At 67.9% G+C, this 26,897-nt stretch carries 19 protein-coding genes; 15 read left to right on the top strand and 4 right to left on the bottom strand.

Annotated elements, in window-relative coordinates:
• Positions 1-56 precede the first annotated feature (56 nt).
• Positions 57-686, bottom strand: a complete 630-nt coding sequence (locus C0R07_RS03510) for an OmpW/AlkL family protein (protein WP_070471189.1) — start codon at positions 684-686, stop codon at positions 57-59.
• Between the two features lie 200 nt (positions 687-886).
• Between C0R07_RS03510 and gap the strand changes: the two genes are divergently transcribed.
• From gap to C0R07_RS03470, 8 genes are all read left to right on the top strand, one after another.
• Positions 887-1,888: a type I glyceraldehyde-3-phosphate dehydrogenase gene (gene gap / locus C0R07_RS03505; RefSeq protein WP_046273181.1), complete on the top strand. Its 1,002-nt coding sequence runs from the start codon at positions 887-889 to the stop codon at positions 1,886-1,888.
• A 179-nt stretch (positions 1,889-2,067) separates the two neighbouring features.
• Positions 2,068-4,737, top strand: a complete 2,670-nt coding sequence (locus C0R07_RS03500; protein WP_102788182.1) for a DUF2339 domain-containing protein — start codon at positions 2,068-2,070, stop codon at positions 4,735-4,737.
• On the top strand, positions 4,734-6,089 hold the full coding sequence (locus tag C0R07_RS03495) for a DUF3999 domain-containing protein (protein ID WP_102788181.1): 1,356 nt from the start codon (positions 4,734-4,736) through the stop codon (positions 6,087-6,089). The genes C0R07_RS03500 and C0R07_RS03495 overlap by 4 nt, the downstream gene beginning before the upstream one ends.
• A gap of 155 nt (positions 6,090-6,244) precedes the next feature.
• Complete coding sequence (locus C0R07_RS03490) at positions 6,245-7,420, top strand: phosphoglycerate kinase (RefSeq protein ID WP_019183905.1); 1,176 nt, start codon at positions 6,245-6,247, stop codon at positions 7,418-7,420.
• Positions 7,417-8,058 carry an HAD-IA family hydrolase gene (locus tag C0R07_RS03485; RefSeq protein ID WP_070471195.1) on the top strand — a complete coding sequence of 214 codons (642 nt, stop codon included), beginning with the start codon at positions 7,417-7,419 and terminating at the stop codon, positions 8,056-8,058. Before C0R07_RS03490 ends, C0R07_RS03485 begins: the two co-directional genes overlap by 4 nt.
• A 213-nt stretch (positions 8,059-8,271) precedes the next feature.
• On the top strand, positions 8,272-9,738 hold the full coding sequence (gene pyk / locus C0R07_RS03480) for a pyruvate kinase (protein ID WP_019183907.1): 1,467 nt from the start codon (positions 8,272-8,274) through the stop codon (positions 9,736-9,738).
• Positions 9,739-9,889: 151 nt separating this feature from the next.
• A complete protein-coding gene (locus C0R07_RS03475; RefSeq protein WP_019183908.1) occupies positions 9,890-10,894 on the top strand; it encodes a class I fructose-bisphosphate aldolase in 1,005 nt (334 codons plus the stop codon).
• 127 nt (positions 10,895-11,021) lie between these two features.
• Entirely contained in the window at positions 11,022-12,452 is a 1,431-nt protein-coding gene (locus tag C0R07_RS03470) for a M1 family metallopeptidase (protein WP_254427765.1), read from the top strand.
• Here the strand turns inward: C0R07_RS03470 and C0R07_RS03465 are convergent.
• Entirely contained in the window at positions 12,343-12,942 is a 600-nt protein-coding gene (locus C0R07_RS03465) for an O-acetyl-ADP-ribose deacetylase (protein ID WP_019183910.1), read from the bottom strand. The two genes, C0R07_RS03470 and C0R07_RS03465, sit on opposite strands and share 110 nt — an antisense overlap.
• Positions 12,943-13,180: 238 nt before the next feature.
• Positions 13,181-14,140, bottom strand: coding sequence for a cysteine synthase A (gene cysK / locus C0R07_RS03460; RefSeq protein ID WP_070471202.1), 960 nt, complete (start codon positions 14,138-14,140; stop codon positions 13,181-13,183).
• Between the two features lie 238 nt (positions 14,141-14,378).
• On the opposite strand from cysK, the gene C0R07_RS03455 reads away from it, so the two are divergent.
• From C0R07_RS03455 to C0R07_RS03425, 7 genes are all read left to right on the top strand, one after another.
• A complete protein-coding gene (locus C0R07_RS03455; RefSeq protein ID WP_019183912.1) occupies positions 14,379-15,362 on the top strand; it encodes a LysR family transcriptional regulator in 984 nt (327 codons plus the stop codon).
• 247 nt (positions 15,363-15,609) lie between these two features.
• Complete coding sequence (locus tag C0R07_RS03450) at positions 15,610-16,056, top strand: hypothetical protein (protein WP_254427775.1); 447 nt, start codon at positions 15,610-15,612, stop codon at positions 16,054-16,056.
• Positions 16,057-16,126: 70 nt separating this feature from the next.
• Positions 16,127-18,184 (top strand): TonB-dependent copper receptor, encoded by a 2,058-nt coding sequence (locus tag C0R07_RS03445; protein WP_102788268.1) that lies wholly within the window; start codon positions 16,127-16,129, stop codon positions 18,182-18,184.
• 248 nt (positions 18,185-18,432) lie between these two features.
• Complete coding sequence (locus C0R07_RS03440) at positions 18,433-19,521, top strand: efflux RND transporter periplasmic adaptor subunit (RefSeq protein ID WP_070471401.1); 1,089 nt, start codon at positions 18,433-18,435, stop codon at positions 19,519-19,521.
• Entirely contained in the window at positions 19,518-22,643 is a 3,126-nt protein-coding gene (locus C0R07_RS03435) for an efflux RND transporter permease subunit (RefSeq protein ID WP_019183917.1), read from the top strand. The genes C0R07_RS03440 and C0R07_RS03435 overlap by 4 nt, the downstream gene beginning before the upstream one ends.
• 129 nt (positions 22,644-22,772) lie before the next feature.
• Positions 22,773-24,290, top strand: a complete 1,518-nt coding sequence (locus tag C0R07_RS03430; protein WP_102788179.1) for an alanine/glycine:cation symporter family protein — start codon at positions 22,773-22,775, stop codon at positions 24,288-24,290.
• The gene (locus C0R07_RS03425; RefSeq protein WP_070471206.1) at positions 24,283-25,122 is read left to right on the top strand and encodes a TrmH family RNA methyltransferase; all 840 of its coding nucleotides are present in this window, start codon (positions 24,283-24,285) and stop codon (positions 25,120-25,122) included. The genes C0R07_RS03430 and C0R07_RS03425 overlap by 8 nt, the downstream gene beginning before the upstream one ends.
• 323 nt (positions 25,123-25,445) lie before the next feature.
• On the opposite strand, the gene C0R07_RS03420 is transcribed toward C0R07_RS03425, so the two are convergent.
• Positions 25,446-26,867, bottom strand: coding sequence for a M28 family peptidase (locus C0R07_RS03420; protein WP_102788178.1), 1,422 nt, complete (start codon positions 26,865-26,867; stop codon positions 25,446-25,448).
• Positions 26,868-26,897 lie beyond the last annotated feature (30 nt).

Here is a 26,897-nt window from a genome sequence, read left to right as displayed (position 1 = left end):
GCCGGGGAAACTGTCTTGCTGCGAGGGTGTTGCCTGGTTGTGTCCTGATCCGCCGATCAGAACTTGAACACGTACGACACGCCGTAGGCGAGCGGGTCGATGTTGACGGTGCCGATCTTTTCGCCATCGAGCTTGACCTTGCTGTCGATGTCCATCCAGCGCACATCGACGCGCAGCGAGCCCTTGTCATTGATCGCGAAATCCAGGCCGGCATGGGCGGCCAGGCCCCAGGAGTCCTCCATCTTCAGCTTGCTGCCGGCCAGCGCGCCGCCGGTCTTCTCGCTGAAAAACGTCGTGTAGTTGATGCCGGCACCCAGGAACGGGGAGACCTTGCCCGCGCTGTTGAAGTGATACTGCAGCGACACCACCGGCGGCAGGTGCTTGGTGCTGCCCACGTTGCCCAGGCCGGCGATGTTGATGTCGTGCTTGAACGGCAGCGCGGCCAGGATCTCGATGCCGAGGTTGTCGGCGATGAAGTACTCACCGGTGATGGTCGGCTTGATGTCGTTGTCGACATCGACCTTCAGGGTGCCGCCGGCCAGCGAACCGTTGTTGGACTTCGGGGCGACCTGGTGCACGCCGGCACCGATCGTCCAGTCGCCCTTGGACTGGGCCATGGCCGGGGCGGCGGCCAGCGCCAGGGCGGCGGCCAGGCTGGTGAGCAGGAGGGGGGAGGTCTTGCGCATGAGACGGTCTCGTGGCGGGTTGGAATGGGGCCAGTTTTGCCGCCCGCGCGGTTGCGCGCCTTGATCCGGATCAATCCGGGTATTTGCCGTTGTAACCGGTTCCCATTCGGCTTGCGCGGGCCTGCCCGGGTCCGGCCCTGCTAGAATGAACACCCCTTTCCATCGGCGCCGCACCGTCGCGGCTGCAGGAGCTTGTGAACATGGCAATCAAGGTTGGCATCAACGGTTTCGGTCGCATCGGGCGCAACGTGCTGCGTTCGGCCGTGCTGAACTTCGGCAATGACATCGAAATCGTCGCCATCAACGATCTGCTGGAGCCGGATTACCTGGCGTACATGCTGAAGTACGACTCCGTGCATGGCCGCTTCAAGGCTGACGTGGCAGTCTCCGGCAACGACCTGCTGGTCAACGGCAAGAAGATCCGCCTGACCCAGGAGCGCGATCCGGCCAACCTGAAGTGGGACGAGGTCGGCGTGGACGTCGTCATCGAATCCACCGGCCTGTTCCTGACCAAGGAAACCGCGCAGAAGCACATCGACGCGGGTGCCAAGAAGGTCATCCTGTCGGCACCGTCGAAGGACGACACCCCGATGTTCGTGTTCGGCGTGAACGACAAGACCTACGCCGGCCAGGCGATCGTCTCCAACGCCTCGTGCACCACCAACTGCCTGGCCCCGCTGGCCAAGGTCATCAACGACAAGTGGGGCATCAAGCGTGGCCTGATGACCACCGTGCACGCCGCGACCGCCACCCAGAAGACCGTCGATGGCCCGTCCAACAAGGACTGGCGCGGTGGCCGTGGCATCCTGGAAAACATCATTCCGTCCTCCACCGGTGCGGCCAAGGCCGTCGGCGTGGTGATCCCGGAATTGAACAAGAAGCTGACCGGCATGAGCTTCCGCGTGCCGACCTCGGACGTGTCGGTGGTCGATCTGACCGTCGAGCTGGAGAAGGAAGCCACCTACGCCGAGATCTGCGCTGAAGTGAAGGCACAGAGCGAAGGCGCGTTGAAGGGCATCCTGGGCTACACCGAAGACAAGGTCGTGGCGACCGACTTCCGCGGTGAGACCCACACCTCGGTGTTCGATGCCGATGCCGGTATCGCGCTGGACGGCACCTTCGTCAAGCTGGTGTCCTGGTACGACAACGAGTGGGGCTACTCCAACAAGTGCCTGGAAATGGTCAAGGTCGTCGCGGCGTAAGCCAGCGCGTCCCCTGCGTCATTCCACAGACCCCGGCCCCGTGCCGGGGTCTGTCGTTTCAGGCAGGCGCTGCGGGGCGTTGATCCCGCGCCTGCCGCCGATCCATTAGCATGGCCCGCGTGCCGCCGGCACTGTGCCTACCGGGTACAGCCGTGGCGACCTCTTGAGGATGGCCTGGAATGGAAGCTCTGATTGTCCTGCTGGTGCTGGTACTGCTGGCGATCCCGCTGCTGCTGATCGTGGCGCTGGTGATGATCGCCGGGCTGCGCCGACGCGTCGCCGCGCTGGAGCAGCGCGCCGCCGGGTCCGCCTGGGAGGCTGCGCCGGCGCCGGCGCCGGCGGAGCGGGAAACGTCGCTGCGCTGGACCGACCTGGCATCGGTCGACACCGTCGGCGCCGCGAGGGCCGCCTCTGCGCCTGTCTCCACGACGGCCGCCGAGGCGCTGGAGCCGAGGATCGAACCGGTGATCGACGTGGCGCAACCGCCGCCATTGCCGCCCCCGCCCGCGCAGCCGGTCGCCCCGCCCGAACCGCAGGGCCCCGGCATCGGCGAGCGGCTCGTCGGCACCCTCAAACAGTGGTTCACCGAAGGCAATGTGCCGGTCAAGATCGGCATGCTGGTGCTGCTGGCCGGCGTGGCCGCACTGCTCAAGTACGCCAGCGACCAGGGCTGGTTGAATGCACCGATCGAGCTGCGCCTGGCCGCCATCGCCGTGGCGGCGCTGGCCGGGCTGGTATTCGGCTGGGTGCAGCGCGATACCCGGCGCATGTTCGCGCTGGCATTGCAGGGCGGGGCGATCGGCATCCTGTTGCTGACCATTTTCGCCGCGTTCAAACGCTATGACTTGATGCCTGCCGCGCCCGCTTTCGTGCTCAGCGTGTTGCTGATCGCCGGCATGGGCGTGCTGGCGGTGGTGCAGAACTCGCGCACGCTGGCCGTGCTCGGCATCCTGGCCGGCTTCATGGCGCCGATCTGGCTGTCCACCGGCAGCGGCAACCATGTCGCGCTGTTCTCGTATTACGCCGTGCTCAATGCAGCGATCCTGGCGATTGCCTGGTGGCGCCCGTGGCGCGCCCTGAACCTGCTCGGTTTCGCCTTCACCTTCGGCATCGGGACGGCCTGGGGCGTGCTCCAGTACAGCGCCGACAAGTTCGCCAGCACCGAGCCGTTCCTGCTGCTGTTCTTCGCCTTCTATCTGCTGATCCCGATCCTCTATGCGCGCCGGCAGAGTGCGGAAAAGCGCGACCTGATCGATGGCAGCCTGGTGTTCGGCACGCCGCTGATCGCCTTCTCGCTACAGGCCGGCCTGCTGCATGACGACCGCCTGCTGCTGGCGTTGTGTTCGCTGGCACTGGCTGCGTTGTATGCAGGCCTGGCGTGGGCGTTGATCAAGCGTGAGCGCTACGCTGCGCTCGGCCAGTCGCATGCGGTACTCGCGGTCGGCTTCGCCACGTTGGCGGTGCCGCTGGCGCTGTCTGCACGCGCCACCGCCAGTGTGTTCGCACTGGAAGGTGCCGCGCTGGCCTGGCTGGGCCTGCGCCAGCAACGCTGGCTGCCACAGGTCAGCGGGGCAGTGCTGACCCTGGGGGCCGCGTTCGGCTTCGTCGTGGGCGCGGACTACTGGCACCTGGATGCCACCGCCATCGCCAACCCGACCTTCATGAGTGGCTTGCTGCTGGCGCTGGCCGGTTTTGCGGCGGCCTTCAGCTACCGCCGCGCGCAGCGCGATGCGCCGGCCATCGTGTACTACCTGTGGGGCCTGCTGTGGTGGCTGGGCAGCCTCAGTCACGAGATCCTGCGCTTCGTCACCCACCGCACCGAGCCCGATGCGCTGCTGATCGCCGCAGCCGTGACCGGTTGGCTGGCCGCCGAGATGCATCGCCGCTGGCCGGCGCGTGCGCTGGTGCTGACCACGCTGGCGATGGTGCTGGCCGCCTTCCCGTTGGCGCTGTGGCAGGCCGATGTACATGACCAACCGTTCGCCGGCTATGGCGCGCTGGCCTGGGCGGTGTTCGCGCTGCTGGGCGTGCGCAGCCTCTGGTGCCTGCGCGGGGGCGACGACCGCACCTCGCTGGCGGCGCAGTTCCTGTGGTGGCTGCTGTGGCCGTCGGTGGTGTCGCTGGCCAGCCTGTGGCTGGCCGATCGCTTCGCGCTGGCGCGGGGCTGGGGCCTGGCCCTGATGCTGTTGCCGTGGCTGCTGGTCACGGCGGTCGCGTTGTTGCGCTGGCGCTGGCTGACGGTGCCGCTGGGCGAGCGCTTCGACCCGATGCGTACGCCGCTGCAGATCACCTTGTTCGCCGTGCTGGGCGTGAGCTGGGCCGGCCTGTTGCTGGTTCCGGCCGGCGCCGCGCCGTTGCCGTGGCTGCCGCTGCTCAACCCGGTGGAGCTGGCGCAGCTGGCGGTGCTGGTGCTGGCCGCGCGCTGGCTGTGGTCCGCGCACGCGCCCGACGGCCTGCGCGCCCTCCGCATTCCGCTGCTGGCCATTGCCGGCTTCGTCGCGCTGACCAGCATCACCCTGCATGCCGTGCATCACTGGGGCGGGGTGCCGTGGAACGAACGCCTGTGGTCCTCCACCCTGGCCCAGACCAGCCTGACCGTGGTGTGGAGCGTGCTCGGCGTGATCAGCTGGGTATGGGGCTCGCGCCGCGGGCAGCGCGCGCTGTGGCTGGTCGGTGCGGTGCTGATGGGCGTCGTGCTGGCCAAGCTGGTGCTGATCGACCGGCAGCACCTGGGCAACCTGCTCGGCATTTCTTCCTTCATCGCCTACGGCCTGCTGTGCACGGTCGTGGGTTATCTGGCACCGGCGCCGCCCCGCGCGCCGGACCCTGCCGTGGAGCCGCACCCTTGAAGACCTTCCGCCCGCTGATCCTCCTTGCCGCATTCGCACTGCCGGCGCTGGCGCAGACCGCCGATGACCGCCAGGCGTACCGCCAGCAATGGCCGCTGCAGCTCGCGCAACCCCAGGCTGGTGCATATCGGTTGACCCTGGATGACGGGGTGTACCGCACCGCGGTGTCGCCACGCCTGGCCGATGTGCAGGTGTTCAATGCACAAGGTCAGGCACTGCCCTCGGCGTTGCTCGCGGCCGACCAGCCGCTGGCCCAGGCACCGCAATGGCAGACGCTGTCCTGGTTCCCGCTGCCCCCCATGGCGGGCACCTCCGGCGATGACCTGCAGTTGCTCACCGAGCGCAACACCGATGGCAGCGTGCGCCGGGTGGAAGCGCGCCTGGGGCGGGGTGGGGCGGCCGGGCAACCGGCGGGCTGGCTGATCGATGCCAGTGCGCTCAAGACCGGGGTGCAGGCACTGCGCCTGGATTGGCAGACCCAGGTGCCCCTGCAGGCGCGCGTGCGGGTGGAAATGAGCAACGACCTGCGCGACTGGCTGCGCATCGCCGACGATGTGCCGCTGGTCGACCTGCAGCACGAAGGCCGCCGCCTGCAGCAGCGCCGCATCGAGATCGCGCGCCAGGCCAGGTATTTCCGGATCCTGCCGATCGGCGCGGATGCGTTGCCGGCGCTGTCCACCGTGCAGGCCGAGCTGGTGCCGACCGCGCAGGCGATCGCCTGGCGCTGGCAATCGTTGAGCGGCACCGCCGGCAAGCCGGGCGAGTTTGAATATCAACTCGATGGGCGCTTCCCGATCGCGCAGGCCGACATCGCCACCGCCGACAACAGCGTGGTGCAGTGGACGCTGTTGAGCCGCGATGACGCCGACCAGCCATGGCAGGTGCGCGCAGGCCCGTGGGTGGCTTATCAGCTGCAGGACGCCGCCGACCGCCGCCAATCCCAGACCCAGCCGCTGACGCGCAGCACGCGCGATCGTTACTGGAAACTGATCGCGGGCCAGCCGCAGTCGATGCCGGCGCCAACGCTCAAGCTCGGTTACCAGCCTGAAACGCTGGTGTTCCTCAGCCAGGGCGAGCCGCCGTATGCGGTGGCCGCCGGCAGCGTGCGCGCCGAGCGCCAGGACGCGCCGGTCGCCACCGTGATCGCCCAACTGCGCCAACAGCATGGCGCGCAGTGGCAGCCGGCACAGGCCACCGTGCACGGCGCACCGGAAGTGCTCGCCGGCGATGCTGCGCTGGCAGCGCAGCGCGACTGGAAGCAGTGGCTGCTGTGGGCCCTGCTGGTGATCGGCGTGCTGATCGTCGGCGGGTTCGCGCTCAGCCTGCTGCGCCAGCCACACCGGAACGGGTAGGTACCGATCGTTGGTCGGTACGGCCTGTCCGCGCGCGACGACCAACACTCGCCACTGCGCCTTTCTCACTGGATTTGCGATGCACCGCGCCAGCCGGGACAATGACGGTCTGCGCCGCGCGGCGCCTTTCCTTCTTCAGAGCCAAAGAGTTGCTTATGTCCATTGTTCGCATGACCGACCTCGATCTCTCCGGCAAGCGCGTGCTGATCCGCCAGGATCTGAACGTGCCGATCGACAACGGCCAGATCACCTCCGAGCAGCGCATCACCGCCTCGCTGCCGACGCTGAAGCTGGCCCTGGAGAAGGGCGCTGCCGTGATGGTGACCTCGCACCTGGGGCGTCCCAAGGAAGGCGTGTGGAGCGAGGCCGAATCCCTGGCGCCGGTGGCGCTGCGCCTGTCGCAGCTGCTGGGTGTCGAGGTGCCGCTGGTGCGCGATTGGGTGGACGGCGTGCAGGTCGCGCCGGGCTCGATCGTGCTGCTGGAAAACTGCCGGATGAATGTGGGCGAAGGCAAGGACGATGAAGCGCTGGCGAAGAAGTACGCCGCGCTCTGCGATGTGTTCGTGATGGATGCCTTCGGCACCGCGCACCGTGCACAGGCCTCCACCCATGGCGTGATCCGCTTCGCTCCGGTCGCTGCCGGCGGCCCGCTGCTGATGGCCGAACTGGACGCGCTGGCCAAGGCGCTGCTTGCCCCGGCCCAGCCGCTGCTGGCGATCGTGGCCGGCAGCAAGGTCAGCACCAAGCTGGAGCTGCTCTCCAGCCTGGTCGGCAAGGTCGACCAGCTGATCGTCGGCGGCGGCATCGCCAACACCTTCATCGCGGCCGCCGGTCATTCCGTCGGCAAGTCGCTGTATGAGCCGGACCTGCTGGACACCGCGAAGAAGATCGTGGCCGATGCCAAGGCGCGTGGCGCTGACATCCCGCTGCCGACCGACGTGGTCGTGGCCAAGCAGTTCCTGCCCGACGCCGAAGCCACGGTGAAGGCCGTCGCCGACGTGGCCGAGGATGACCTGATCCTGGATATCGGCCCGGATACCGCCCAGCACTATGCGGGCCTGATCGCCAAGGCCGGCACCGTGGTCTGGAACGGCCCGGTCGGCGTGTTCGAGTTCGAGGCCTTCAGCCATGGCACCGAAGCGCTGGCCCGTGCCATCGCCGCCTCGCCGGCGTTCTCGATCGCGGGCGGTGGCGACACCCTGGCCGCAGTGGACAAGTACGACATCGCGGGCGAGGTGAGCTACATCTCCACTGGTGGCGGCGCCTTCCTGGAGTTCCTGGAAGGCAAGACCCTGCCGGCCGTCGCCGCGCTGGAGGCCCGCGGCTCGTGAGCCGCGATGTGCTGTTCTTCGACCTCGACGGCACGCTGATCGATTCGGCCGTCGGGATCACCCAGTGTGTGGCGCATGCGCTCACGCAGATGGGCCAGCCGGTCCCGCCGCAGGCCGAGCTGCGGCGCTGGATCGGGCCGTCGCTGCGGACCAGCTTCGCGCCGTTGTTCACTGACCCGGCCCAGGTCGAGCAGGCGGTGACGTACTACCGCGAGCGCTTCGACGTGGTCGGCTGGCGCGAGCATGAGGTCTACCCGCGGATCGGCCAGGTCGTGCAGGCGTTGAAGGATCGCGGCCACCGGCTGGCGATCGTCACCGCCAAGAACGAGCCGCACGCGCGGCGCATCGTCGAGCACCTGCCGTTCGGCGACTGCTTCGAGGACGTGATCGGGGCCACCCCGGACGGCAGCCGCAGCGAGAAGCCGCAGCTGGTCGCCGAGGCCCTGCACCGGCTGTCGTTGACCCCGGCCCAGTGCTGGATGATCGGCGACCGGCGCATGGATATCGAAGGCGCGCGTCATCACGGCTTGCGCAATATCGGCGTGTTGTGGGGCTTTGGCGGTGCCGAAGAACTCACGGCGGCCGGTGCGGAGCACCTGGCGCAGGCCCCCGATGAGCTGCTCACGCTGATCGATTGAGGCACCCGGCGGCGTCCCGTACGCCGCCGCATGTCCTGCGCAAAGCCCCGCCGGGGCTGGCGCTGGCCGGCGGGCAGCCAATGCGCTGTCCGCCCGGTCGTCTCGCGCTGTCTGCAGGACAACAGCGAAACCCAACTGCGCCAATGCTGTAAACGTATTCATGGGACGTGAAGGGTGTGCTAATTTCGCTCCTTTAACGGGAGCCCATTAACCATGATTGAGCGTCAGCGTCGCACCAAGATCCTCGCCACCCTCGGACCGGCCACCGACCCGCCGGGCGTGCTGGAGGATCTCTTCCGCGCCGGCGTGAACGTGGTTCGCCTCAACTTCAGCCACGGTGACCCGTCCGGCCAGGCCAAGCGCGCCGCCGATGTGCGTGCCGCGGCCGCCCGCGTGGGCGTGGAAGTGGGCATCCTGGCCGACCTGCCGGGCCCGAAGATCCGCATCGAGCGTTTCGCCGAAGGCAAGATCAAGCTCAAGGCCGGTGACCGCTTCGACCTGGTCGCCTCGCCGAATGCGCCGGCCGGCGACACCACCCAGGTCGGCGTGAGCTACCTGGGCCTGCCGCAGGACGTGACCGCCGGTGACATCCTGCTGCTCGACGATGGCCTGATGCAGCTGCAGGTCACCGAAGTGCAGGGCGAGCGCATCATCAACACCGTGCTCAACGATGGCGTGCTGTCCGACCGCAAGGGCCTGAACAAGCAGGGCGGTGGCCTGTCGCTGGGCGCGCTGACCGAGCGTGACAAAGAACTGATCGGCATCGTGGCCAAGATCGGCGTGGACTTCATCGCCGTCTCGTTCTGCCGCAATGCGCAGGACATGAACGATGCGCGCGAGATCGCCGAGTCGCACGGCTGCTACGCCGCGCTGGTCTCCAAGATCGAGCGCACCGAAGCGATCGACAACCTGGAAGAGATCGTCGACGCCAGTGACGTGGTGATGGTGGCGCGTGGTGATCTGGGCGTGGAAATCGGCGATGCCGAACTCCCGGGCCTGCAGAAGAAGATCATCAAGGCCTCGCTGGCGCAGAACAAGGTGGTGATCACCGCCACCCAGATGCTGCAGTCGATGGTGGAAAGCCCGATCCCGACCCGCGCCGAAGTGCTGGACGTGGCCAACTCGGTCATCGACGGTACCGATGCGGTGATGCTGTCGGCCGAAACCGCCGCCGGCATGTACCCGGTCAAGGCGGTCGAAGCGATGGCCCGCATCTGCCTGGGTGCCGAACGCCAGTTCCAGACCGAGACGGACTTCGGCGCCTCGCCGCGCAACCTGGAACGCGCCGACCAGGCGATCGCCATGGCCACCATGTTCCTGTCCCAGCACGTGGGCGTGCGCGCGATCGTGGCGATGACCGAATCCGGTGGCACCGCGCGTTACCTGTCGCGCTTCCGTGCCTCGGCCCCGGTGTTCGCGGTGACCCGCCATGACGGCGCGCGCCGCCAGATGGCGCTGATGCGCGATGTGTTCCCGATCAACTTCGACAGCCGCGGCCTGACCCCGCGCGAAGCCGCACGTGGCAGCATCCGCCTGCTGTTCGAAGCGAACCAGCTGCAGGGCGGCGACCGCGTGGTCTTCACCAGTGGCGAACACATGGAAACCCATGGCGCCACCAACACGCTGCGCCTGCTGGAAGTGGGCGAAGACGGCCGTGCCAGCGGGCTGGGCGAGCTTTAACCGCCCCCCGCGCAACCCCCGGACCCGCGTGGCTTTACGGCCGCGCGGGTTCGTCGTTTCAGATGGAATCGTTTCCAGATTCCGTGGACGGTCAGTTCACGGGAGGCGGGGTCTATAATTGGCGTTTTCCCGCACCCGCCACAGGAAGTACATGAGCATCGAACAGCTGGCTGAAACCGCACAGGCCATGGTCGCCCCGGGCAAGGGCATCATCGCGATCGACGAATCCACCGGCACCATCGGCAAGCGCTTCGCCAGCGTCGGCCTGGAGAACACCGAGGAGAACCGTCGCGCCTACCGCGAACTGCTGCTCACCACGCCCAAGCTGAACGAGCACATCTCCGGCGCGATCCTGTACGACGAGACCATCCGTCAGTCCACCAAGGACGGCGTCCCGTTCGCCAAGTACATGGCGGCCCAGGGCATCATTCCGGGCATCAAGGTCGACAAGGGCGCCCATGCCCTGGCCGGCTGCCCGGGCGAGCTGGTCACCGAAGGCCTGGACGGCCTGCGTGAGCGCCTGCAGGAGTACTACAAGCTGGGTGCGCGCTTCGCCAAGTGGCGTGCGGTCATCAACATCGGCGAAAGCATCCCGTCGGGCACCTGCATCGAGTCCAACGCCCACGCGCTGGCCCGTTACGCCGCGCTGTGCCAGGAATGTGGCCTGGTGCCGATGGTCGAGCCGGAAGTGATCATGGACGGCGACCACGACATCGAGACCTGCTACGAAGTCACCGAAGCCACCCTGCGTTCGCTGTTCGACGCGCTGTACCAGCAGAACGTGCTGCTGGAAGGCACCATCCTGAAGGCCTCGATGGTCATCTCCGGCAAGGGCTGCGAAGAGCAGGCCGACGTCGAGGAAGTGGCCGAGTCGACCGTGATGTGCCTCAAGAGCACCGTGCCGGCGATCCTGCCGGGCGTGGTGTTCCTGTCTGGTGGCCAGAGCGATGAGCAGTCCACCGCGCATCTGAACGCCATGAACCAGATGGGCAACCTGCCGTGGCCACTGAGCTTCTCCTACGGCCGCGCGATGCAGCAGGCCGCGCTGAAGCTGTGGGCCAAGGACACCAAGGCCAACGTCGCCAAGGCGCAGCAGACGATCTACGATCGCGCCAAGGAAAACGGCCAGGCCGCCCTGGGCAAGTGGAACGGCTGATGCACGCCTGACCACCGTCAACGAAAACGCCGGCCTTGTGCCGGCGTTTTTGTTTGGGCGGGACAGTGGTGCGCACATGCACGCGTGCTCTGGCACGATGGGATCCATCTTCGCGTGGATGGATCCCATGGTCGTACGTCTCTGTGTCTCGCTGTGCGTAGTGCCATGGCTGCTGGGGAGCGCACCAGCGTACGCAGTGGCGCCGCGCGGCTTTGATGTACTGCATTACGACGTCGCGCTGGTGCCCGACATCGCCAACAAGCGCGTCACCGGGCAGCAGACGCTGCGGTTCAGAGCCGAGCAGGAACTGCGCGCAGTGACCCTGGACAGCGGTTCGCTCAAAGTGACGGCCGTGATGCAGGGGGATCGCGCGCTGGCCTTCGAGCAGCACGCGGCGAAGGTGCAGATCACGCTGGCCGAACCACTCGCGCGGGGAGCCACCGCCAGCGTGACGATCCGCTATCACGGCGAACCGCCGTATGGCCTGGAATTCGCGCCCGAGCGCGATGAGGTCTACACGATTTTCTCGACCAGCCAGTGGATGCCCTCGGTGGATGCCCCCGACGAGCGCGCAACGCTGGACCTGTCCGTGACCCTGCCGGCGGGCCTGCTGGCTGCCGGCACCGGCCGCACGCTGCCGCTGCGCTCCCTTCCCGATGGGCGCATCGAACATCGCTGGCAGCTCAAGACGCCGATGCCGGGGTATGTCTATGGCTTCACGGCCGGCCGCTATCAGGAAGCGACGCAGCGCCATGGCGCGACCGGCTTGCGGTTCCTGTCCATGCAGCGGTCGCCCGAGCAGCTGCAGCGCGTGTTCACCGCTACGGGCGAGATGCTCGACTTCTTCGCCGACCGCGCCGGCCTGCCGTATCGCGGTGACTACCAGCAGGCGCTGGTGGCCCGCACGATCGGACAGGAGATGGCCGGGTTGTCGCTGATGTCCGAGCGCTATGGCCAGCAACTGCTGGAGGATCCCACCCAGACCGCCTTGATGGCGCACGAAGCCGCGCATCAGTGGTGGGGCAACCGGGTGACCTGCGCCGGCTGGGAGCATTTCTGGCTCAACGAGGGCATGGCCAACTTCATGACCGCCGCCTACCTCCAGCACGCGCAGGGAGAGGCGGCCTACCAGGCGCAGGTGACGATCTGGCGCACGCGGCTGGAGGCGCTGCGTGCCAAGGGGGCGGATCACGCGCTGGTGTATGCCGACTGGAGCGCGCCGAGCGGCGATGACCGCGCGGTCGTGTACCAGAAGGGCGCCTACGTCCTGCACCTGCTGCGCGTGGAAATGGGCGAGGCCGCGTTCTGGCGCGGCATCCGTGACTACACGCAGGCCAACGATGGACGCTCGGTGGTGACCGTCGATTTCCAGCGGGCGATGGAAGCAGCGGCCGGCCGCTCATTGCAGCCGTTCTTCGCCCAGTGGGTCTATGGCGTGGGCGAAGGTGTCAGTGCGCCGCCGCCGGCGGCAGCCCCAACGCCAGCGGCGCGAAGATCGCCGAGGTCGAGGGTTCCACCGGCTGCCCCAGTGCGGCCAGCGCCGACTGGTACGCCTTGAACGTCGCCGCGTTGTAGGCCACCAGGATGATCCGGCGCGGCTGGCGGTGCGAGCGCTGCCAGGTCAGGGTCTCGGTGGCGGCGATGTGCGCAGCCTGGTGCAGCGGATAGCCGAACACCCCGCAGCTGATGGCCGGGAACGCGATCGATTCCACGTCCAGCTTCTCGGCCAGCTGCAGCGACTTCCAATAACAGTTGGCCAGCAGTGCCGGCTCATCGCGCAGGCCGTCCTGCCAGACCGGGCCGACGGTGTGGAACACATGCTTTGCCGGCAGATTGAAGGCCGGTGTCTGGCGGACCTCGCCGGTCGGGCAGCGCATGCCCGGGCGGATCTCCGGCAGGGCACGGCAGGCGTCGAGCAACTGCGGGCCGGCCGCGCGATGGATCGCGCCGTCCACGCCGCCGCCGCCCAGCAGGGATTCGTTGGCCGCATTGACGATCGCATCCACCGCCAGGGTCGTGATGTCGCCCTGCCACACTTCGATCTTCATGCGTACCGCTCCTTACTCACTGTTACCGGGTCCATACAACGGAATGACGTGCCTGACCTGCACGGTACCCGGCAGGACATCTAGGCTGCGTCATCATCGTCTCAGGCAGTGCGACCCGCCCGAGCGCTGGCTGACCTTCACACGATGCCGCCGGATCGCTTCACCGCAGATGAAGCGCCGCATGCAAAACGCCCGCCGGTCAGGGCGGGCGTTGCGTTCTTCCGGACCAACGGCGGGATCAGGGCAGACCGGCCAGCCAGTCGTCGTCGGAGCCTTCATTGATATCGGCAAACAGCGGGGTGGAGAAGTAGCGCTCGCCGGTGTCGGGCAGCATCGCCAGGATCACCGACCCCGGCGCGGCCTTGGCCGCGATGTCCAGCGCGCTGGCAACGGTGGCGCCGGCCGAAATGCCCACGAAAATGCCTTCCTCGGCCGCCAGCCGGCGCGAGGTCTCGATCGCCCGTGCATCGTTGATGGTCAGCAGTTCGTCGTAGACGCCACGGTTGAGCACCTCCGGCACGAAGTCCGGGGTCCAGCCCTGGATCTTGTGCGGCTTCCACTCATCGCCCTTGAGCAGGGCGGCGCCTTCGGGCTCTGTGGCGACGATGCGGGTTTCCGGGCGGGCGACCTTGAGCACCTCGCCGACCCCGGTCAGGGTGCCACCGGTGCCCCAGCCGGTCACGAAGTAGTCCAGCCGCTTGCCGGCGAAATCGCGCAGGATTTCCGGGGCGGTCGTGTTGCGGTGATAGGCCGGGTTGGCCGGGTTGGCGAACTGGCTGGCCAGGAACCAGCCATGTTCCTCGGCCAGTTCCTTCGCCCGGCGCACCATGCCCGAGCCGCGCTCGGCGGCCGGGGTCAGGATCACCTTGGCGCCATAGGCGCGCATCAGCTTGCGGCGCTCGATGGAGAAGGTCTCCACCATGGTGGCCACGAACTTGTAGCCACGCGCGGCGGCCACCATGGCCAGGGCCACGCCGGTGTTGCCCGAGGTCGCCTCCACGATGGTGTCGCCCGGCTTGAGCAGGCCCTTGGCCTCGGCGTCGAGAATGATCGCCAGCGCCAGCCGGTCCTTGACCGAGCCGCCGGGGTTGAACGACTCGACCTTGGCATACAGGGTGACGTGCTCGGGGGCGAGACGGTGCAGGCGCACCACCGGGGTGTTGCCGATGGTGTCCAGTATGGAGTCGTACAGGGCCATGGGGATGCTCCGGAAAAGTCGTTGCCGCCCGGGAGGCCGAGCGGCAGGGGAGGCTCGGGCCGGTGGTGGCGCAGGGCGCCCGCTTGCGGCCGGGCCGGGGTCGGTCAGACCGTACCGCCGGCATATGACCGCGCGAAATGACCTGATTACCTTCTTAAACAACGTTTGGTTATAAGCTGGTGACGGCATTTGCCCTACAGTCGGATGGCCCCCTCTCCATGCGCCGTATCGCCCGCCCATGACGCTGACCCAACTTCGCTATCTGGTCGCCATCGCCGACGCCGAGCTGAACATCACGCTGGCGGCGTCCCGCGTGCACGCCACCCAGCCCGGCCTGTCCAAGCAGCTCAAGCAGCTGGAGGATGAACTGGGCTTTCTGCTGTTCGTACGCAAGGGCCGCAGCCTGGAAGCGGTGACCCCGGCCGGGGTGGAAGTGATCGGCCGCGCCCGCGCCGTCCTCGGCGAAGCGAACAATATCCGGACCTATGCGGCCAACCAGCGCCGCGAGAGCCAGGGCCAGCTGGTGCTCACCACCACCCATACCCAGGCGCGCTTCGTGCTGCCGCCGGCGGTGGCGCGGATCAAGCAGGCCTACCCGCAGGTCAGCGTGCACCTGCAGCAGGCCGCCGAAAGCGATGCGCTGGACCTGCTCAGCCAGGGCGATGCGGACATCGCCATCATCAGCACCGCCGGTGGTGAGCCCACTGCCGGTCTGGCCATTCCGCTGTACCGCTGGCGCCGGCTGGTGCTGGTGCCACGTGGGCACGCGCTGGACCGCCCAGGTGCCGCGCCGGATCTGCAGGCGCTCGCCAGCCATCCACTGATCAGCTACGAATCCTCCACCCGCGGGAGCTCCTCGCTCCAGCGCGCCTTCGCCAGCGCCGGGCTGACCCCGGATATCGCGCTGACTGCGCTCGATGCGGACCTGATCAAGACCTATGTGCGTACCGGGCTGGGCGTGGGCCTGCTCGCGGAAATGGCGGTCAACGCCAGCGATGAAGACCTGCGCGCCTGGCCGGCCCCGGCCCCGATCGACGAGTGCATCGCCTGGGCAGTGCTGCCGCGCGACCGCGTACTGCGCGACTACGCGCTGGAACTGGTGCACGTGCTGGCCCCGCAGATTGACACCCGCGACCTGCGCCGGGTGATCGACGGCAACCAGGAGGCCAACTGGCCGCTGCCGCCCACCTGGGAATCGCTGACGCAGACCATCACCGTCTGACGACGGTGATGGTCTGCCCGCGCATTCCCCCTCTACCCCGCGCCGTTGGCGCGCCCCCTTCAACAGAAGGGGGCTTTTCTCCAGAGGTTGAGGGGTTCGGTGGGGTGCTTCGAGAAGGCCACTGCGACGGTTGGTCGCAGGGTTTCGGGCTGCCCGGCGCACGGTCGGGCGCTACCATGACGGGGTGAACGTCCGCCGTCGCCCGTATGCCGTTTTTCTGCAGCTTGCCTTCGTGGCGACGCTGCTGATGGCGCTGGCGCCGCTGCTCAGCCGCTGGCAGCAGGCGCACGCTGAGGCGCCGGTGATGCTGATGCCGACCGGCATGACCCACGCGCTGCCTGCGCCGCCGGATGCGCACGCGGGGCACGGCATGCAGCACGACATCGCGCAGCGCGACGTGCACCACCACGACATGCAGCAGCACGACATGGCGATGCAGCCCATGCCGACGCACGCCCTGCCAAGCGCCCACGACACCCCCGCATCGTCGCCACCGATGAGCGAGCATGCCGGGCACGGCGACGCCTGCGAGTACTGCATGATGGCCTCGCGGCTGATGCCGTGGCTGGCGGTGCTGATCCTGCTGTTGCCGGCGATGCCGGTGATCGCACCGCGCGTGCTGCGCGCGGTCCCCACGCCTCGCAGCCTGCGCTGGCCGGCCCACGCCGCGCGCGGCCCGCCCGCACTCTCCTGAAACCACCGCCCTTCCTGCCCGTGTCGCCGTGATGGCGGCGCGTGCCTGCGTGTTTTTCTGGAGTTCCACCATGACGGTTTCTTCCCGCAGCGCGGGCGCACTGACGCGCCTGTCTGTTTCCCTGTCGCTGGCCCTGGTCGCGCTGCCGCTGCATGCGGCCAATGACGATGCTCGCACCCTCGATACGCTGGTGGTCACCGCCACCGCACCGTCCTCACCGCTGCACTGGGTCACCGATCCGCGCCTGCCGCGGCAGCCGGTGCCGGCCAGCGATGGCGCCGATTACCTGAAGACGGTTCCCGGCTTCGCCGCGGTCCGCAACGGCGGCACCAACGGCGATCCGGTGCTGCGCGGCATGTTCGGCTCGCGCCTGAACATCGTCAGTAACGAGGGCAACCTGATCGGCGCGTGTCCCTCGCGGATGGACAACCCGCTGTCCTACATCGCCCCGGAAACCTTCGACCGGCTGACCATCATCAAGGGGCCGCAGAGCGTGCGCTGGGGCGCCGGTGCCTCGGCCGGGACAGTGCGCTTCGAACGCGACACGCCACGTTTCGATCAACCGGGCATGGACATCAACGCCAGTGCGCTGGTCGGCTCGCGCAACCGCAACGACCAGGTGCTCGATCTCACCGCCGGCGCATCGCCGGGCTATGTGCGCGTCAACGGCAACCGCTCCGAATCGGATGACTACAAGGACGGCAACGGCGATGTGGTGCCCTCCAGGTGGCGCAAGTGGAACAGCGATGTCGCGGTCGGCTGGACGCCCGACGCCGATACCGTGCTGGAGCTGTCGGCCGGCACCGGCGATGCGATCGCGCGCTACGCCGGCCGCGGCATGGACGGCGCCGCGTTCAAGCGCACCAGCTACGCCGCCCGCTTCGAGAAGGACAACCTGCCCGGTGCGTGGGACAAGCTGCAGGCCAACCTGTACTACAACGACGCCGACCACGTGATGGACAACTACACGCTGCGCACGCCGAACCCGGCCAGCAGCATGCCGATGCCGATGGCCTCCAACGTTGATCGCCGCACCACCGGTGGCCGTATCGCTTCGGAATGGCGCTGGCAGGACATCGCCATCGTGGTCGGCGTGGATGCGCAGGACAGCCGTCATCGCAGCCGTAACGCGATGGGTCGCAACGTGTACCGCCAGCAGCCGTGGCGTACCGACGCACGCTTGGAGAACCTCGGGGCGTTCACCGAGATCACCCTGGGCGAGGGCACCGCGCAACGCTGGGTTGGTGGCCTGCGCATCGACCGCGCCGAAGTGAAGGACGAGCGCGCCACCGCCGGCATGATGGCGATGCCCAATGCGACCGCCGGGCAGACCCGTCGCGAGAACCTGGGCAGCGGCTTCGTCCGGTTCGAGCGCGACATCGCGCCCGCGTTGACCTGGTACGCCGGGATCGGCCATAGCGAGCGCATGCCCGACTACTGGGAACTGTTCTCGCCGGATCTCGGCCCGGTGGGCGCGATCAATGCCTTCACCGGTGTGCAGCCGGAGAAGACCAACCAGCTCGATCTGGGCCTGCAGTACCGCACCGATCGCCTCAACGCCTGGGTCTCGGCGTATGCCGGGCGCCTCCAGGACTACATCCTGTTCACCTACCGCGACGGCGGCATGATGGGCAGCACCAGCCAGGCCACCAACGTCGACGCGCGCATCGCCGGTGCCGAGGCGGGTGCGGAATGGCAGCTGGCCCGGCAGTGGAAGCTCGGCGGCACACTGGCCTACGCCTGGGGCGAGAACCGCAGCGACGGCGGCGCGCTGCCGCAGATGCCGCCGCTGGAAGCCCGGTTCAGCACGGCCTGGGAAGGCGAGCGCTGGAGCGTGGGGGCGCTGGCGCGTGCCGTGTCCCGCCAGGGGCGTGTGGCAGCCGGGCAGGGCAACGTGGTCGCCCGCGATCTGGGCCCCAGCGCCGGCTTCGCCACCCTGGCCTTGAACGCCAGCTACCGGGTCAACGCGGCGCTGCTGGTCAGTGCCGGCGTGGACAACCTGTTCGACCGCACCTACAGCGAGCACCTGAACCTGGCCGGCAGCGCCGATTTCGGCTTCCCGGCCGACCCGGTGCGCATCAACGAGCCCGGCCGCACCGCCTGGCTGAAAGTGAACTATCGTTACTGAGCCTCACGGCCGGGCGGGGGCCAAGCCTCCCGCCCGGCCTCTGCCGGTGCCGGGCGCGACCACCCGGCGCCGCCCCCGCATTTCGACATGCGTCGATACATGGCGATACATCCGGTGCAGGCCCCAGCACGGAAAGGCTTTCGCCCGTCACCAGCGGATGTGAAGAGGCCGGTAAACGCTTGGCACATATGCCCCGGCTCGACCCCTCTATACACTCGGCGGTCGAGAAACAACCGGGAATGGATTACATGTTGGGACGCATCGCAGCGCGCTTCGCCGCTGGCATCACTCTGGTCGCGTTGGCTGGGTGTGGCAGCAAAGACGAGGCCGCTCGCCGGCAGGCAGACGCCGTACCGGTCACCACCCAGGTGGTGCAGACCTCGGCATGGAGCGACACCCTGCAGGCACTGGGCACGGCCAAGGCGCGCGAATCGGTCACGGTCACCGCCAAGGTCAGCGAAATCATCGAGACGGTGCACTTCGAAAGCGGGCAGCAGGTCAGTGCCGGTACGCCGCTGGTGACCCTGCGCGGGCAGGCCCAGGAAGCCGCGCTGCTGCAGGCCCAGGCCACCTTCCTGGAAGCGGACCAGCTGTACAAGCGCCAGCGCGAACTCGCCGCCCAGCAGCTGGTGGCCAGCTCCACCCTGGATACGCAGCGCGCCATCCGCGATGCCGCCGATGCACGCGTGCGTGAGATGCAGTCGGATATCGGTGATCGCCGCGTGCGAGCGCCCTTCGCCGGCGTGCTTGGCATCCGCCAGGTCAGCGCCGGTTCGCTGGTCACGCCCAGCACCGCGATCACCACGCTGGACGACATCGAGCGCATGCACGTGGACTTCCAGGTGCCCGAAGCCGAGCTGGCCTCGCTGAGCACCGGCGACAAGGTCAACGCGACCAGCGTGGCCTACCCGGGCCGCAACTTTGAAGGCCAGGTCGCCACCATCGATACCCGCGTGGATCCGGGCACGCGTGCGGTGACCGTGCGCGCCGATTTCATCAACGCCGACCACGCCCTGCGCCCGGGCATGCTGCTGGATGTGCGCATGTTCCGCCCCGAGCGCCAGGCGCTGGTGATTCCTGAAATCGCCGTGGTGCAGGTCGGGCGCGATTCGTATGTGTTCCGGGTCAAACCGGACCAGGTGGTGGAGCGCGTGGACATCACCGCCGGCGCGCGCCGCAGCGGCGTGGTCGAAATCCGCGATGGCCTCGCCGCCGGTGACCGCATCGTCGTGGACGGCACCGGCAAGCTGCGCCCGGGCCTGAAGATCCAGGCCGAAGAGGCTGCACCGGCCACGCCGGCCGCCGCTGCCACGGCTGAACCGGACACCGCCGGATGAAGCTTTCCGATATTTCCATCCAGCGGCCGGTCTTCGCCGTGGTGATGAGCCTGCTGCTGGTGGTGCTGGGCTTCATGTCGTTCACCCGCCTGACCCTGCGCGAACTGCCGGCGATCGATCCGCCGATCGTCTCGGTCTCGGTCGATTACACGGGTGCCTCGGCGGCGGTCATCGAAAGCCGCATCACCCAGGTGCTGGAAGATGCCTTGGCCGGCATCGAAGGCATCGATACCATCAACGCGCGCAGCTCCAACGGGCGCTCGCAGGTCAGCATCGAATTCACCTCCAACCGCGATATCGAAGCGGCCGCCAACGACGTGCGCGATGCGGTCAGCCGTGTCGCCGACCGCATGCCCGAAGAGGCCCGGCCGCCGGAAATCGCCAAGGTCGAGAGCGACGCCGATCCCATCATCTGGCTCAACATGAGCTCGACCTCGATGGATACGCTGGAGCTGAGCGATTACGCCGACCGCTACATCGTCGATCGCTTCTCCAGCCTGGATGGCGTGGCCCAGGTGCGCATCGGTGGCCGCCAGCGCTATGCGATGCGGATCTGGCTGGACCGCGACCAGCTCGCCGCGCGTGGCTTGACCGTGGGCGATGTGGAAACCGCGCTGCGCAACGAGAACGTCGAGCTGCCCGCCGGCCGCATCGAATCCACCGACCGCGATTTCACCCTGCGCGTGGAGCGCAACTACGTCAAACCCGAAGACTTCGCCGGCATCCCGCTCGGCAAGGGCGCCGACGGCTACGTGGTGCGCATGGGCGATGTGGCCAAGATCGAACTGGCCTCCTCCGAGCGCCGCGCCTACTACCGAAGCAACGGCGAGCCGAATATCGGCCTGGGCATCGTCAAGACCTCCACCGCCAACGCGCTGGATGTCGCCCGCGAAGCGCGCGCCGAAGCCGACCGGATCAGCAGCACGCTGCCGGAAGGTACGCGCATCTTCGTCGCCTTCGACAACACCACCTTCATCGAGGCGGCTGTCGATCGCGTCTACGCCACGCTGGTCGAAGCGATGCTGCTGGTGCTGGCGGTGATCTGGCTGTTCCTGGGCAGTTTCCGTGCCGCCTTGATTCCCGCGGTCACGGTGCCGGTCTGTCTGATCGCCGCCTTCATCGCCCTGTATGCCTTCGGTTTCTCGATCAATCTGCTGACCCTGCTCGCGCTGGTGCTGTGTATCGGCCTCGTGGTGGATGACGCCATCGTGGTCGTGGAAAACGTCCAGCGCCGCATCGATCTGGGCGAGCCGCCGCTGGTCGCCTCCAAACGCGGTACCACCCAGGTGGCGTTCGCGGTGATCGCCACCACCGCCGTGCTGGTCGCGGTGTTCCTGCCGGTCGGCTTCCTGGAAGGCAACACCGGCCGCCTGTTCCGCGAGCTGGCCGTCGCGCTGGCCGCGGCGGTGGCGTTGTCCGCGTTCGTCTCGCTGACGCTCACCCCGATGATGGCCTCCAAGCTGCTCAAGCCGCACACCGGCCAGGCGCCGAAGGGCCTGCACGGTGTCATCAACCGCAACCTGGATCGCCTGTCGGGCGCGTACGGCCGCTTCCTGGAAGCGCACGTGACCCGCACCTGGGTCTACATCGTGGTGATGATCCTCTCGTTGCTGGCCAGCGCGCTGCTGCTCAAGGTGCTGCCCTCCGAACTGGCCCCGGCCGAAGACCGCGGCTCGTTCCAGATCATGATCGACGGCCCGGAAGGCGCCGGCTTCGACTACACCGTCGGCCAGGTCCAGCAGGTCGAGAAGATCGTCTCCGGTTTCGTCGGCGAGGACGAGCCGATCGTGCGTGCCAACCCGCGCGTGCCCGGTGGCTGGGGCTCCAGCGAAGAAATGCATACCGGCCGCATCAGCGTGTTCCTGCAGCCGTGGCGCCAGCGCGATGTCTCCACCCCGGACGTGGCCGCCGAACTGCAGACCCACCTCAATGATCTGCGGGGCGTGCGCGTGCGCACCCAGGTCGGTGGCGGCCTGGTCCGCAGCCAGGGGCAGCCGTTCCAGATCGTGCTCGGTGGCCCGGAATACGCAGAAATCGCGCAGTGGCGTGACCGCATGCTGCTGCGCATGGCCGACAACCCCGGCCTGGTCGGCACGGATTCGGACTACAAGGAAACGCGCCCGCAGATGCGCGTGAACATCGACCGCCAGCGTGCGGCCGATCTGGGTGTGTCGGTCACCGCGATCGGCAGCGCGCTGGAAACCATGATGGGCTCGCGCCGCGTCACCACCTTCGTCGACAACGGCGAGGAGTACGACGTGCTGGTCCAGGCCGGTCGCGAAGGCCGGGCCTCGCCGTCGGATCTGGCTGCGATCCGCGTGCGCGCCAGTGGCGGCGAACTGGTGCCACTGTCCAACCTGGTCACGCTCAGCGAAGTGGCCGAGGCCGGCAGCCTCAACCGCTTCAACCGGCTGCGCTCGATCACCATCAATGCCGGCCTGGCCCCGGGTTATCCGCTGGGTGAAGCCATTGCCTGGGCCCAGCAGGTGGCCAGTGAAGAGCTGCCGCAGCACGCGCAGATCAGCTGGAAGGGTGAATCGCGCGAGTACCAGAACGCCGGCAGCGCCGTCCTGCTGACCTTTGCGATGGCCCTGCTGGTGGTGTTCCTGGTGCTGGCCGCGCAGTTCGAGAGCTTCATCCATCCGCTGGTGATCATGCTGACCGTGCCGCTGGGCGTGCTCGGCGCGCTGCTGGGGCTGTATGTCAGCGGCGGCACGATCAACCTGTTCAGCCAGATCGGCATCGTGATGCTGGTCGGCCTGGCGGCCAAGAACGGCATCCTGATCGTGGAGTTCGCCAACCAGCTGCGCGATGAAGGCCGCAACGTCCACCAGGCCATCGTCGAATCGGCCATGGTCCGCCTGCGTCCGATCCTGATGACCTCCATCGCCACCGTGGTCGGTGCGATCCCGCTGGTGGTGGCCGGTGGCCCGGGCTCGGCCAGCCGCGGCACGATCGGCGTGGTGGTGATCTTCGGCGTGACCGTGTCCACGTTCCTGTCGCTGTTCGTGGTGCCGGCGTTCTATTCGCTGCTGGCCCCGTACACGCGTTCGCCGGAAGCCGTGGCGCGCGAACTGGCCCGCCAGGAAGCGGAAACACCCTCCGTGGGCGGCCATGCCTGACCGGAATGGGCGGCATTGCCGCCCATTCATCGAAATTGCCACTACGCAGCCCGGCGCGGATCGTGGAGAATCGACCGGGTCCCAGCCGACGGGGACGTTCCTTTTGTTTCCGCCGACTGGAGAGAGCGCGTGGAAGAAGTAGTCAGTTTCATCAACGGGATCATCTGGAGCAAAGCCCTGATCTTCCTGTGTCTTGCCGCAGGCCTGTACTTCAGTGCCCGTACCCGTTTCATGCAGATCCGCGGGTTCGTGGAGATGTGCCGGCTCACCGTGCAGGGTGAGAAATCCGAGGCGGGCGTGTCCTCGTTCCAGGCGCTGGCCATGTCCATGGCCGGGCGCATGGGCATCGGCAACATCGCCGGTGTGGCCACCGCGATCGCCTTCGGTGGCCCCGGTGCGATCTTCTGGATGTGGGTGATGGGCTTCCTCGGTGCGTCCACCTCGTATGTGGAATGCACCCTGGCGCAGATCTACAAGACCAAGGATGCCGAAGGCCGCTACCGCGGTGGCCCGGCGTACTACATTGAAAAGGCCATGGGCCTGAAGTGGTACGCCTTGGCCTTCGCCGTGGCCACCATCATCGCCGCCGGCTTCCTGATGCCGGGCGTGCAGGCCAATGCCATCGCCGACAGCATCATCAATGCCTGCCGCGGCGGTGCGCTGTGCGGGCCACTGGATGGTCAGTTCATGGGCCTGGAATCGGTGCAGGCGCTCAAGCTGGGCATCGGCATCGTGGTCTCGTTGCTGCTGGCCGTGGTGATCTTCGGCGGCGTCAAGCGCATCGCCAACTTCGCCGAGGTGGTCGTTCCGTTCATGGCCGCCGCCTTCATCCTGATGGCCATCGTCATCATGATCATCAACTACGACCGCGTGCCGGACATGTTCCACACGGTGTTCAGCAGCGCCTTCGGTGCGCATGCCGCGTTCGGCGCGATGATGGGCCTGGCGGTGGAGTGGGGCGTCAAGCGCGGTATCTACGCCAACGAGGCCGGCCAGGGTACCGGCCCGCATGCGGCGGCCGCCTCGGAGGTTTCGCACCCGGCCAAGCAGGGTTACGTGCAGGCCTTCGCGATCTACTTCGACACCATGATGGTGTGCACCGCCACCGCGTTCCTGATCCTGGCCGCGGGCACCTACAACGTGTATTCCCCGGTCCCGGGCGGCGCGCCCGTGTTCGCCGGCCTGGCCGGTGTCGCTGAAGGCGCGGGTTACGCCCAGGCGGCGGTGGAAACCGTCATCCCGGGCTTCGGCGCGGCCTTTGTGGCGATCGCGATCTTCTTCTTCGCCTTCACCACGATCATGGCCTATTACTACATGGCCGAGACCAACCTGACCTACGTCAACAACAACGCCAAGCGCCCGCTGACCGTCCTGCTGCTGCGCCTGGGCATCATCGGCATGGTGATCTTCGGTGCCTTCCACAATGCCGGCATGGCCTGGGCGCTGGGCGACATCGGCGTCGGCCTGATGGCGTGGTTGAACATCATCGCGATCCTGATCGTGCAGAAGCCGGCGATGCTGGCCCTGCGCGACTACGAACGTCAAAAGAAGCTCGGCCTGGATCCGACCTTCGACCCCGATGCACTTGGCATCAAGAACGCCGATTTCTGGCGTCAACGCAAGCTGGAGCTGTCCCGTAGTGAATGATCCCTGGAAGAATGCGCGCCGTCCGTCCTCGCGGCCGCCGCGCGCCACGCCGTTGCCGCCGCGCGAAGGTGGCACGCCGCCGCCGCCCGGCCGCGGCAACGACGAGCTGCGCCTGTACGGCTGGAATGCCGTGCAGGCACTGTTCGAGCATCGCCCGCAGGCGCTGCGCAAGCTGTACCTGACCGAGTCGCTGATCCCGCGCATGCAGCCGGTGCTGAAATGGTGCGTGGCCAACCGCGTCGGTTACCGTGTGGTGGAAGACGGCGATCTGAACAAGCTCGCCGCGACCACCCACCACGAGGGCCTGGTGGCTGACGTGCTGCGTGCGCCGATGCTGGAGCTGGACGAATGGCTGGCCACGTTGCCGGCCGGCGCGCCGGTGCTGGCGCTGTGGCTGGATGGCGTAGGCAACCCGCACAACTTCGGCGCGATCCTGCGCTCGGCGGCGCATTTCGGTGTGGCCGGGCTGCTGCTGCCGCCGGGGTCCACTCTGGCATTGTCCGGCGCGGCCGCGCGCGTGGCCGAAGGCGGCGCCGAGTCGGTGCCGCTGGTGCGTCTGCCGGAACTGCCCGAGGCGATGGCGCAGCTGCGCGCGGCCGGCATCGGCCTGGCGGCAACGCTGGTGGAGGGAGGCAAGGACCTGTTCGCCACGGAACTGCCGCAACGCCTGGTCTATGTGATGGGTGCCGAGGGCGAGGGCATGGACCGCGATCTGGCCGACGACTGCGATCTGCAGGTGTCCATTCCCGGGTCCGGTGCCGTGGAAAGCCTCAACGTCGCTTCGGCGACGGCGGTGTTGTTGGCGCACTGGTACGGCAGCCGCTCGCGCTGATCGGAAGGTGTGCGTTTGTCGGGAACGGCGCGTTGCGCCGGACCCGCGGTGTGATCGGTTTCACCGAACGCGTCGTGACTACATCCGATTCGGATTTTCCGCATAGCGCTCGACGTGAGAACTGAGCACAGTGCGGGGTGGACGTTGTGCTGCGTAGATGAGGAGAGACATCCACGCAGTGCGACGGTCCGTTTCTCCGGACCGTGAAAGTAGTACGGCGCTCACCGCGTGGGGTGTGACGAATCCCGGTAGCCCGGTCGCATTGCGACCGGGTTTTTTTTTGTACCGACCCACGGTCGGTACCTGCCGCCTGCGTGTCGGGATTACTCGTTCGGCGGCGTGGTCGGCTTGGCTTCGCTGCCGAAACTGCCGTCGGCCTCGGCGGCCAGATACGCGAACACCGTGTAGGCGGCGACGTTCTGCGCCAGCGCCGCCGGGTCGATCTTGTCCAGCGTGTCGTCGGCGGTGTGGTGCAGGTGGAAGTAGTCGCTGCCGTCCTGCGCCAGCCATGCCCACGCGCCGCCCTTGGCCGCCAGCGGACCTACGTCCGGGCCCGGGCCGCCCTTGTCGGCGGCGTACTCGATGCCCAGCGGCTTGAGCACCTCGGCGATCTGGCGGGTGGCCTCGCGCGAATTGGCCGGGTTCGGCGAGCCGGTGTTGAAGGCATAGATGCGGCCGGCACCGAAATCGCTTTCGGCGGCCAGCTGGTGCCGCACCACGTCCTTGGCATGTGCCTCGGCGTAGGCCTTGCCGCCGTACAGGCCCTGCTCCTCGTTGGCGAACGCGACCACGCGGATGGTGCGCTTGGGCGCCTGCTTGAGCTGGCCGATCAGATGGCCAGCGGCCATGGTGATGCCCACGCCGGCCCCATCATCCACCGCGCCGGTGCCCAGGTCCCAGGAGTCGAGGTGACCGCCGATCACCACCACTTCCTTGGGCAGGCTGCGCCCGGTGATCTCGCCGATCACGTTGTGCGACGTGGCCGTACCATCCCAACCGCAATCCAGGCTCAGCTTCAGCGTGGTGCTGCCGAGCGCGACCAGGCGCGCCAGCTGGTTGGCATCGGGCACCGACAGCGCGGCGGCCGGCACCGGGGTCAGGCCGTCATCGAAGCGGGTGATGCCGGTGTGCGGCACGCGGTGCGAATCGGTGCCTGCCGAGCGCATCACGAAGCCGATCGCACCCTTGCGGATCGCCTCGGACGGGCCCTTGCTGCGCACGGCGCCACCGTTGCCGTAGTCGCGGCCATCGCGGTAGGCGGTCATCTGGTAATCGACGAAGGCGATCTTGCCCTTCAGCGAACCCTCCGGCGCGGCCTGCAGCGCGGCCAGATCGGCGAAGCGCACGACGTCGGCCTCCACCGTGCCGCCCGGGCTGCCGCCCAGGGCGGTGACCGTCAGCGGCTGGGCATGCTTGCCGATCACTTCGGCGTGCTCACTGCGGCGCTCCCACTTGGGGAAGGTGACCGGCTCGGTCCAGACCTTGTCGAAGCCCAGCGACTTGAACTTGGCCACCGCCCAGGCCACGGCGCGTGCGTCGGCTTCACTGCCGGCGATGCGCGGGCCGATCTCGGTGGTGAGCGATTCGACCACCTTCCAGCCGGTGTCGTCCTTGAGGGCCTGCTCGCGCAGCTCGGCGGCGGTGGCCAGCGACGTCGGCGGCAGCGTGGTGATACCGGTCGCCGCGAACGCGGGCGCGGCCAGCAGGGCGAGGGAAGATGCGATGGCAAGGACGCGGCGACGCATGGGACGAACTCCGGGAAACGGGGCGGAAGC

The sequence above is a fragment of the Stenotrophomonas bentonitica genome (assembly GCF_002887735.1).
GTDB classification, from domain to species: Bacteria; Pseudomonadota; Gammaproteobacteria; order Xanthomonadales; family Xanthomonadaceae; genus Stenotrophomonas; species Stenotrophomonas bentonitica_A.
Note: the sequence above shows the minus strand (reverse complement) of the source record. Positions and strands in the feature narration are given on the sequence as shown.

Excerpts from the sequence above, each read along its gene's own strand:
- C0R07_RS03465 (WP_019183910.1), bottom strand. The coding sequence starts at position 12,942 with ATGAAGATCGAAGTGTGGCAGGGCGACATCACGACCCTGGCGGTGGAT.
- C0R07_RS03470 (WP_254427765.1), top strand. The coding sequence starts at position 11,022 with ATGGTCGTACGTCTCTGTGTCTCGCTGTGCGTAGTGCCATGGCTGCTG.
- C0R07_RS03455 (WP_019183912.1), top strand. The coding sequence starts at position 14,379 with ATGACGCTGACCCAACTTCGCTATCTGGTCGCCATCGCCGACGCCGAG.
- C0R07_RS03450 (WP_254427775.1), top strand. The coding sequence starts at position 15,610 with ATGGCGCTGGCGCCGCTGCTCAGCCGCTGGCAGCAGGCGCACGCTGAG.
- C0R07_RS03490 (WP_019183905.1), top strand. The coding sequence starts at position 6,245 with ATGTCCATTGTTCGCATGACCGACCTCGATCTCTCCGGCAAGCGCGTG.
- C0R07_RS03435 (WP_019183917.1), top strand. The coding sequence starts at position 19,518 with ATGAAGCTTTCCGATATTTCCATCCAGCGGCCGGTCTTCGCCGTGGTG.
- gap (WP_046273181.1), top strand. The coding sequence starts at position 887 with ATGGCAATCAAGGTTGGCATCAACGGTTTCGGTCGCATCGGGCGCAAC.
- cysK (WP_070471202.1), bottom strand. The coding sequence starts at position 14,140 with ATGGCCCTGTACGACTCCATACTGGACACCATCGGCAACACCCCGGTG.
- C0R07_RS03420 (WP_102788178.1), bottom strand. The coding sequence starts at position 26,867 with ATGCGTCGCCGCGTCCTTGCCATCGCATCTTCCCTCGCCCTGCTGGCC.
- pyk (WP_019183907.1), top strand. The coding sequence starts at position 8,272 with ATGATTGAGCGTCAGCGTCGCACCAAGATCCTCGCCACCCTCGGACCG.
- C0R07_RS03510 (WP_070471189.1), bottom strand. The coding sequence starts at position 686 with ATGCGCAAGACCTCCCCCCTCCTGCTCACCAGCCTGGCCGCCGCCCTG.
- C0R07_RS03445 (WP_102788268.1), top strand. The coding sequence starts at position 16,127 with ATGACGGTTTCTTCCCGCAGCGCGGGCGCACTGACGCGCCTGTCTGTT.
- C0R07_RS03440 (WP_070471401.1), top strand. The coding sequence starts at position 18,433 with ATGTTGGGACGCATCGCAGCGCGCTTCGCCGCTGGCATCACTCTGGTC.
- C0R07_RS03500 (WP_102788182.1), top strand. The coding sequence starts at position 2,068 with ATGGAAGCTCTGATTGTCCTGCTGGTGCTGGTACTGCTGGCGATCCCG.
- C0R07_RS03475 (WP_019183908.1), top strand. The coding sequence starts at position 9,890 with ATGAGCATCGAACAGCTGGCTGAAACCGCACAGGCCATGGTCGCCCCG.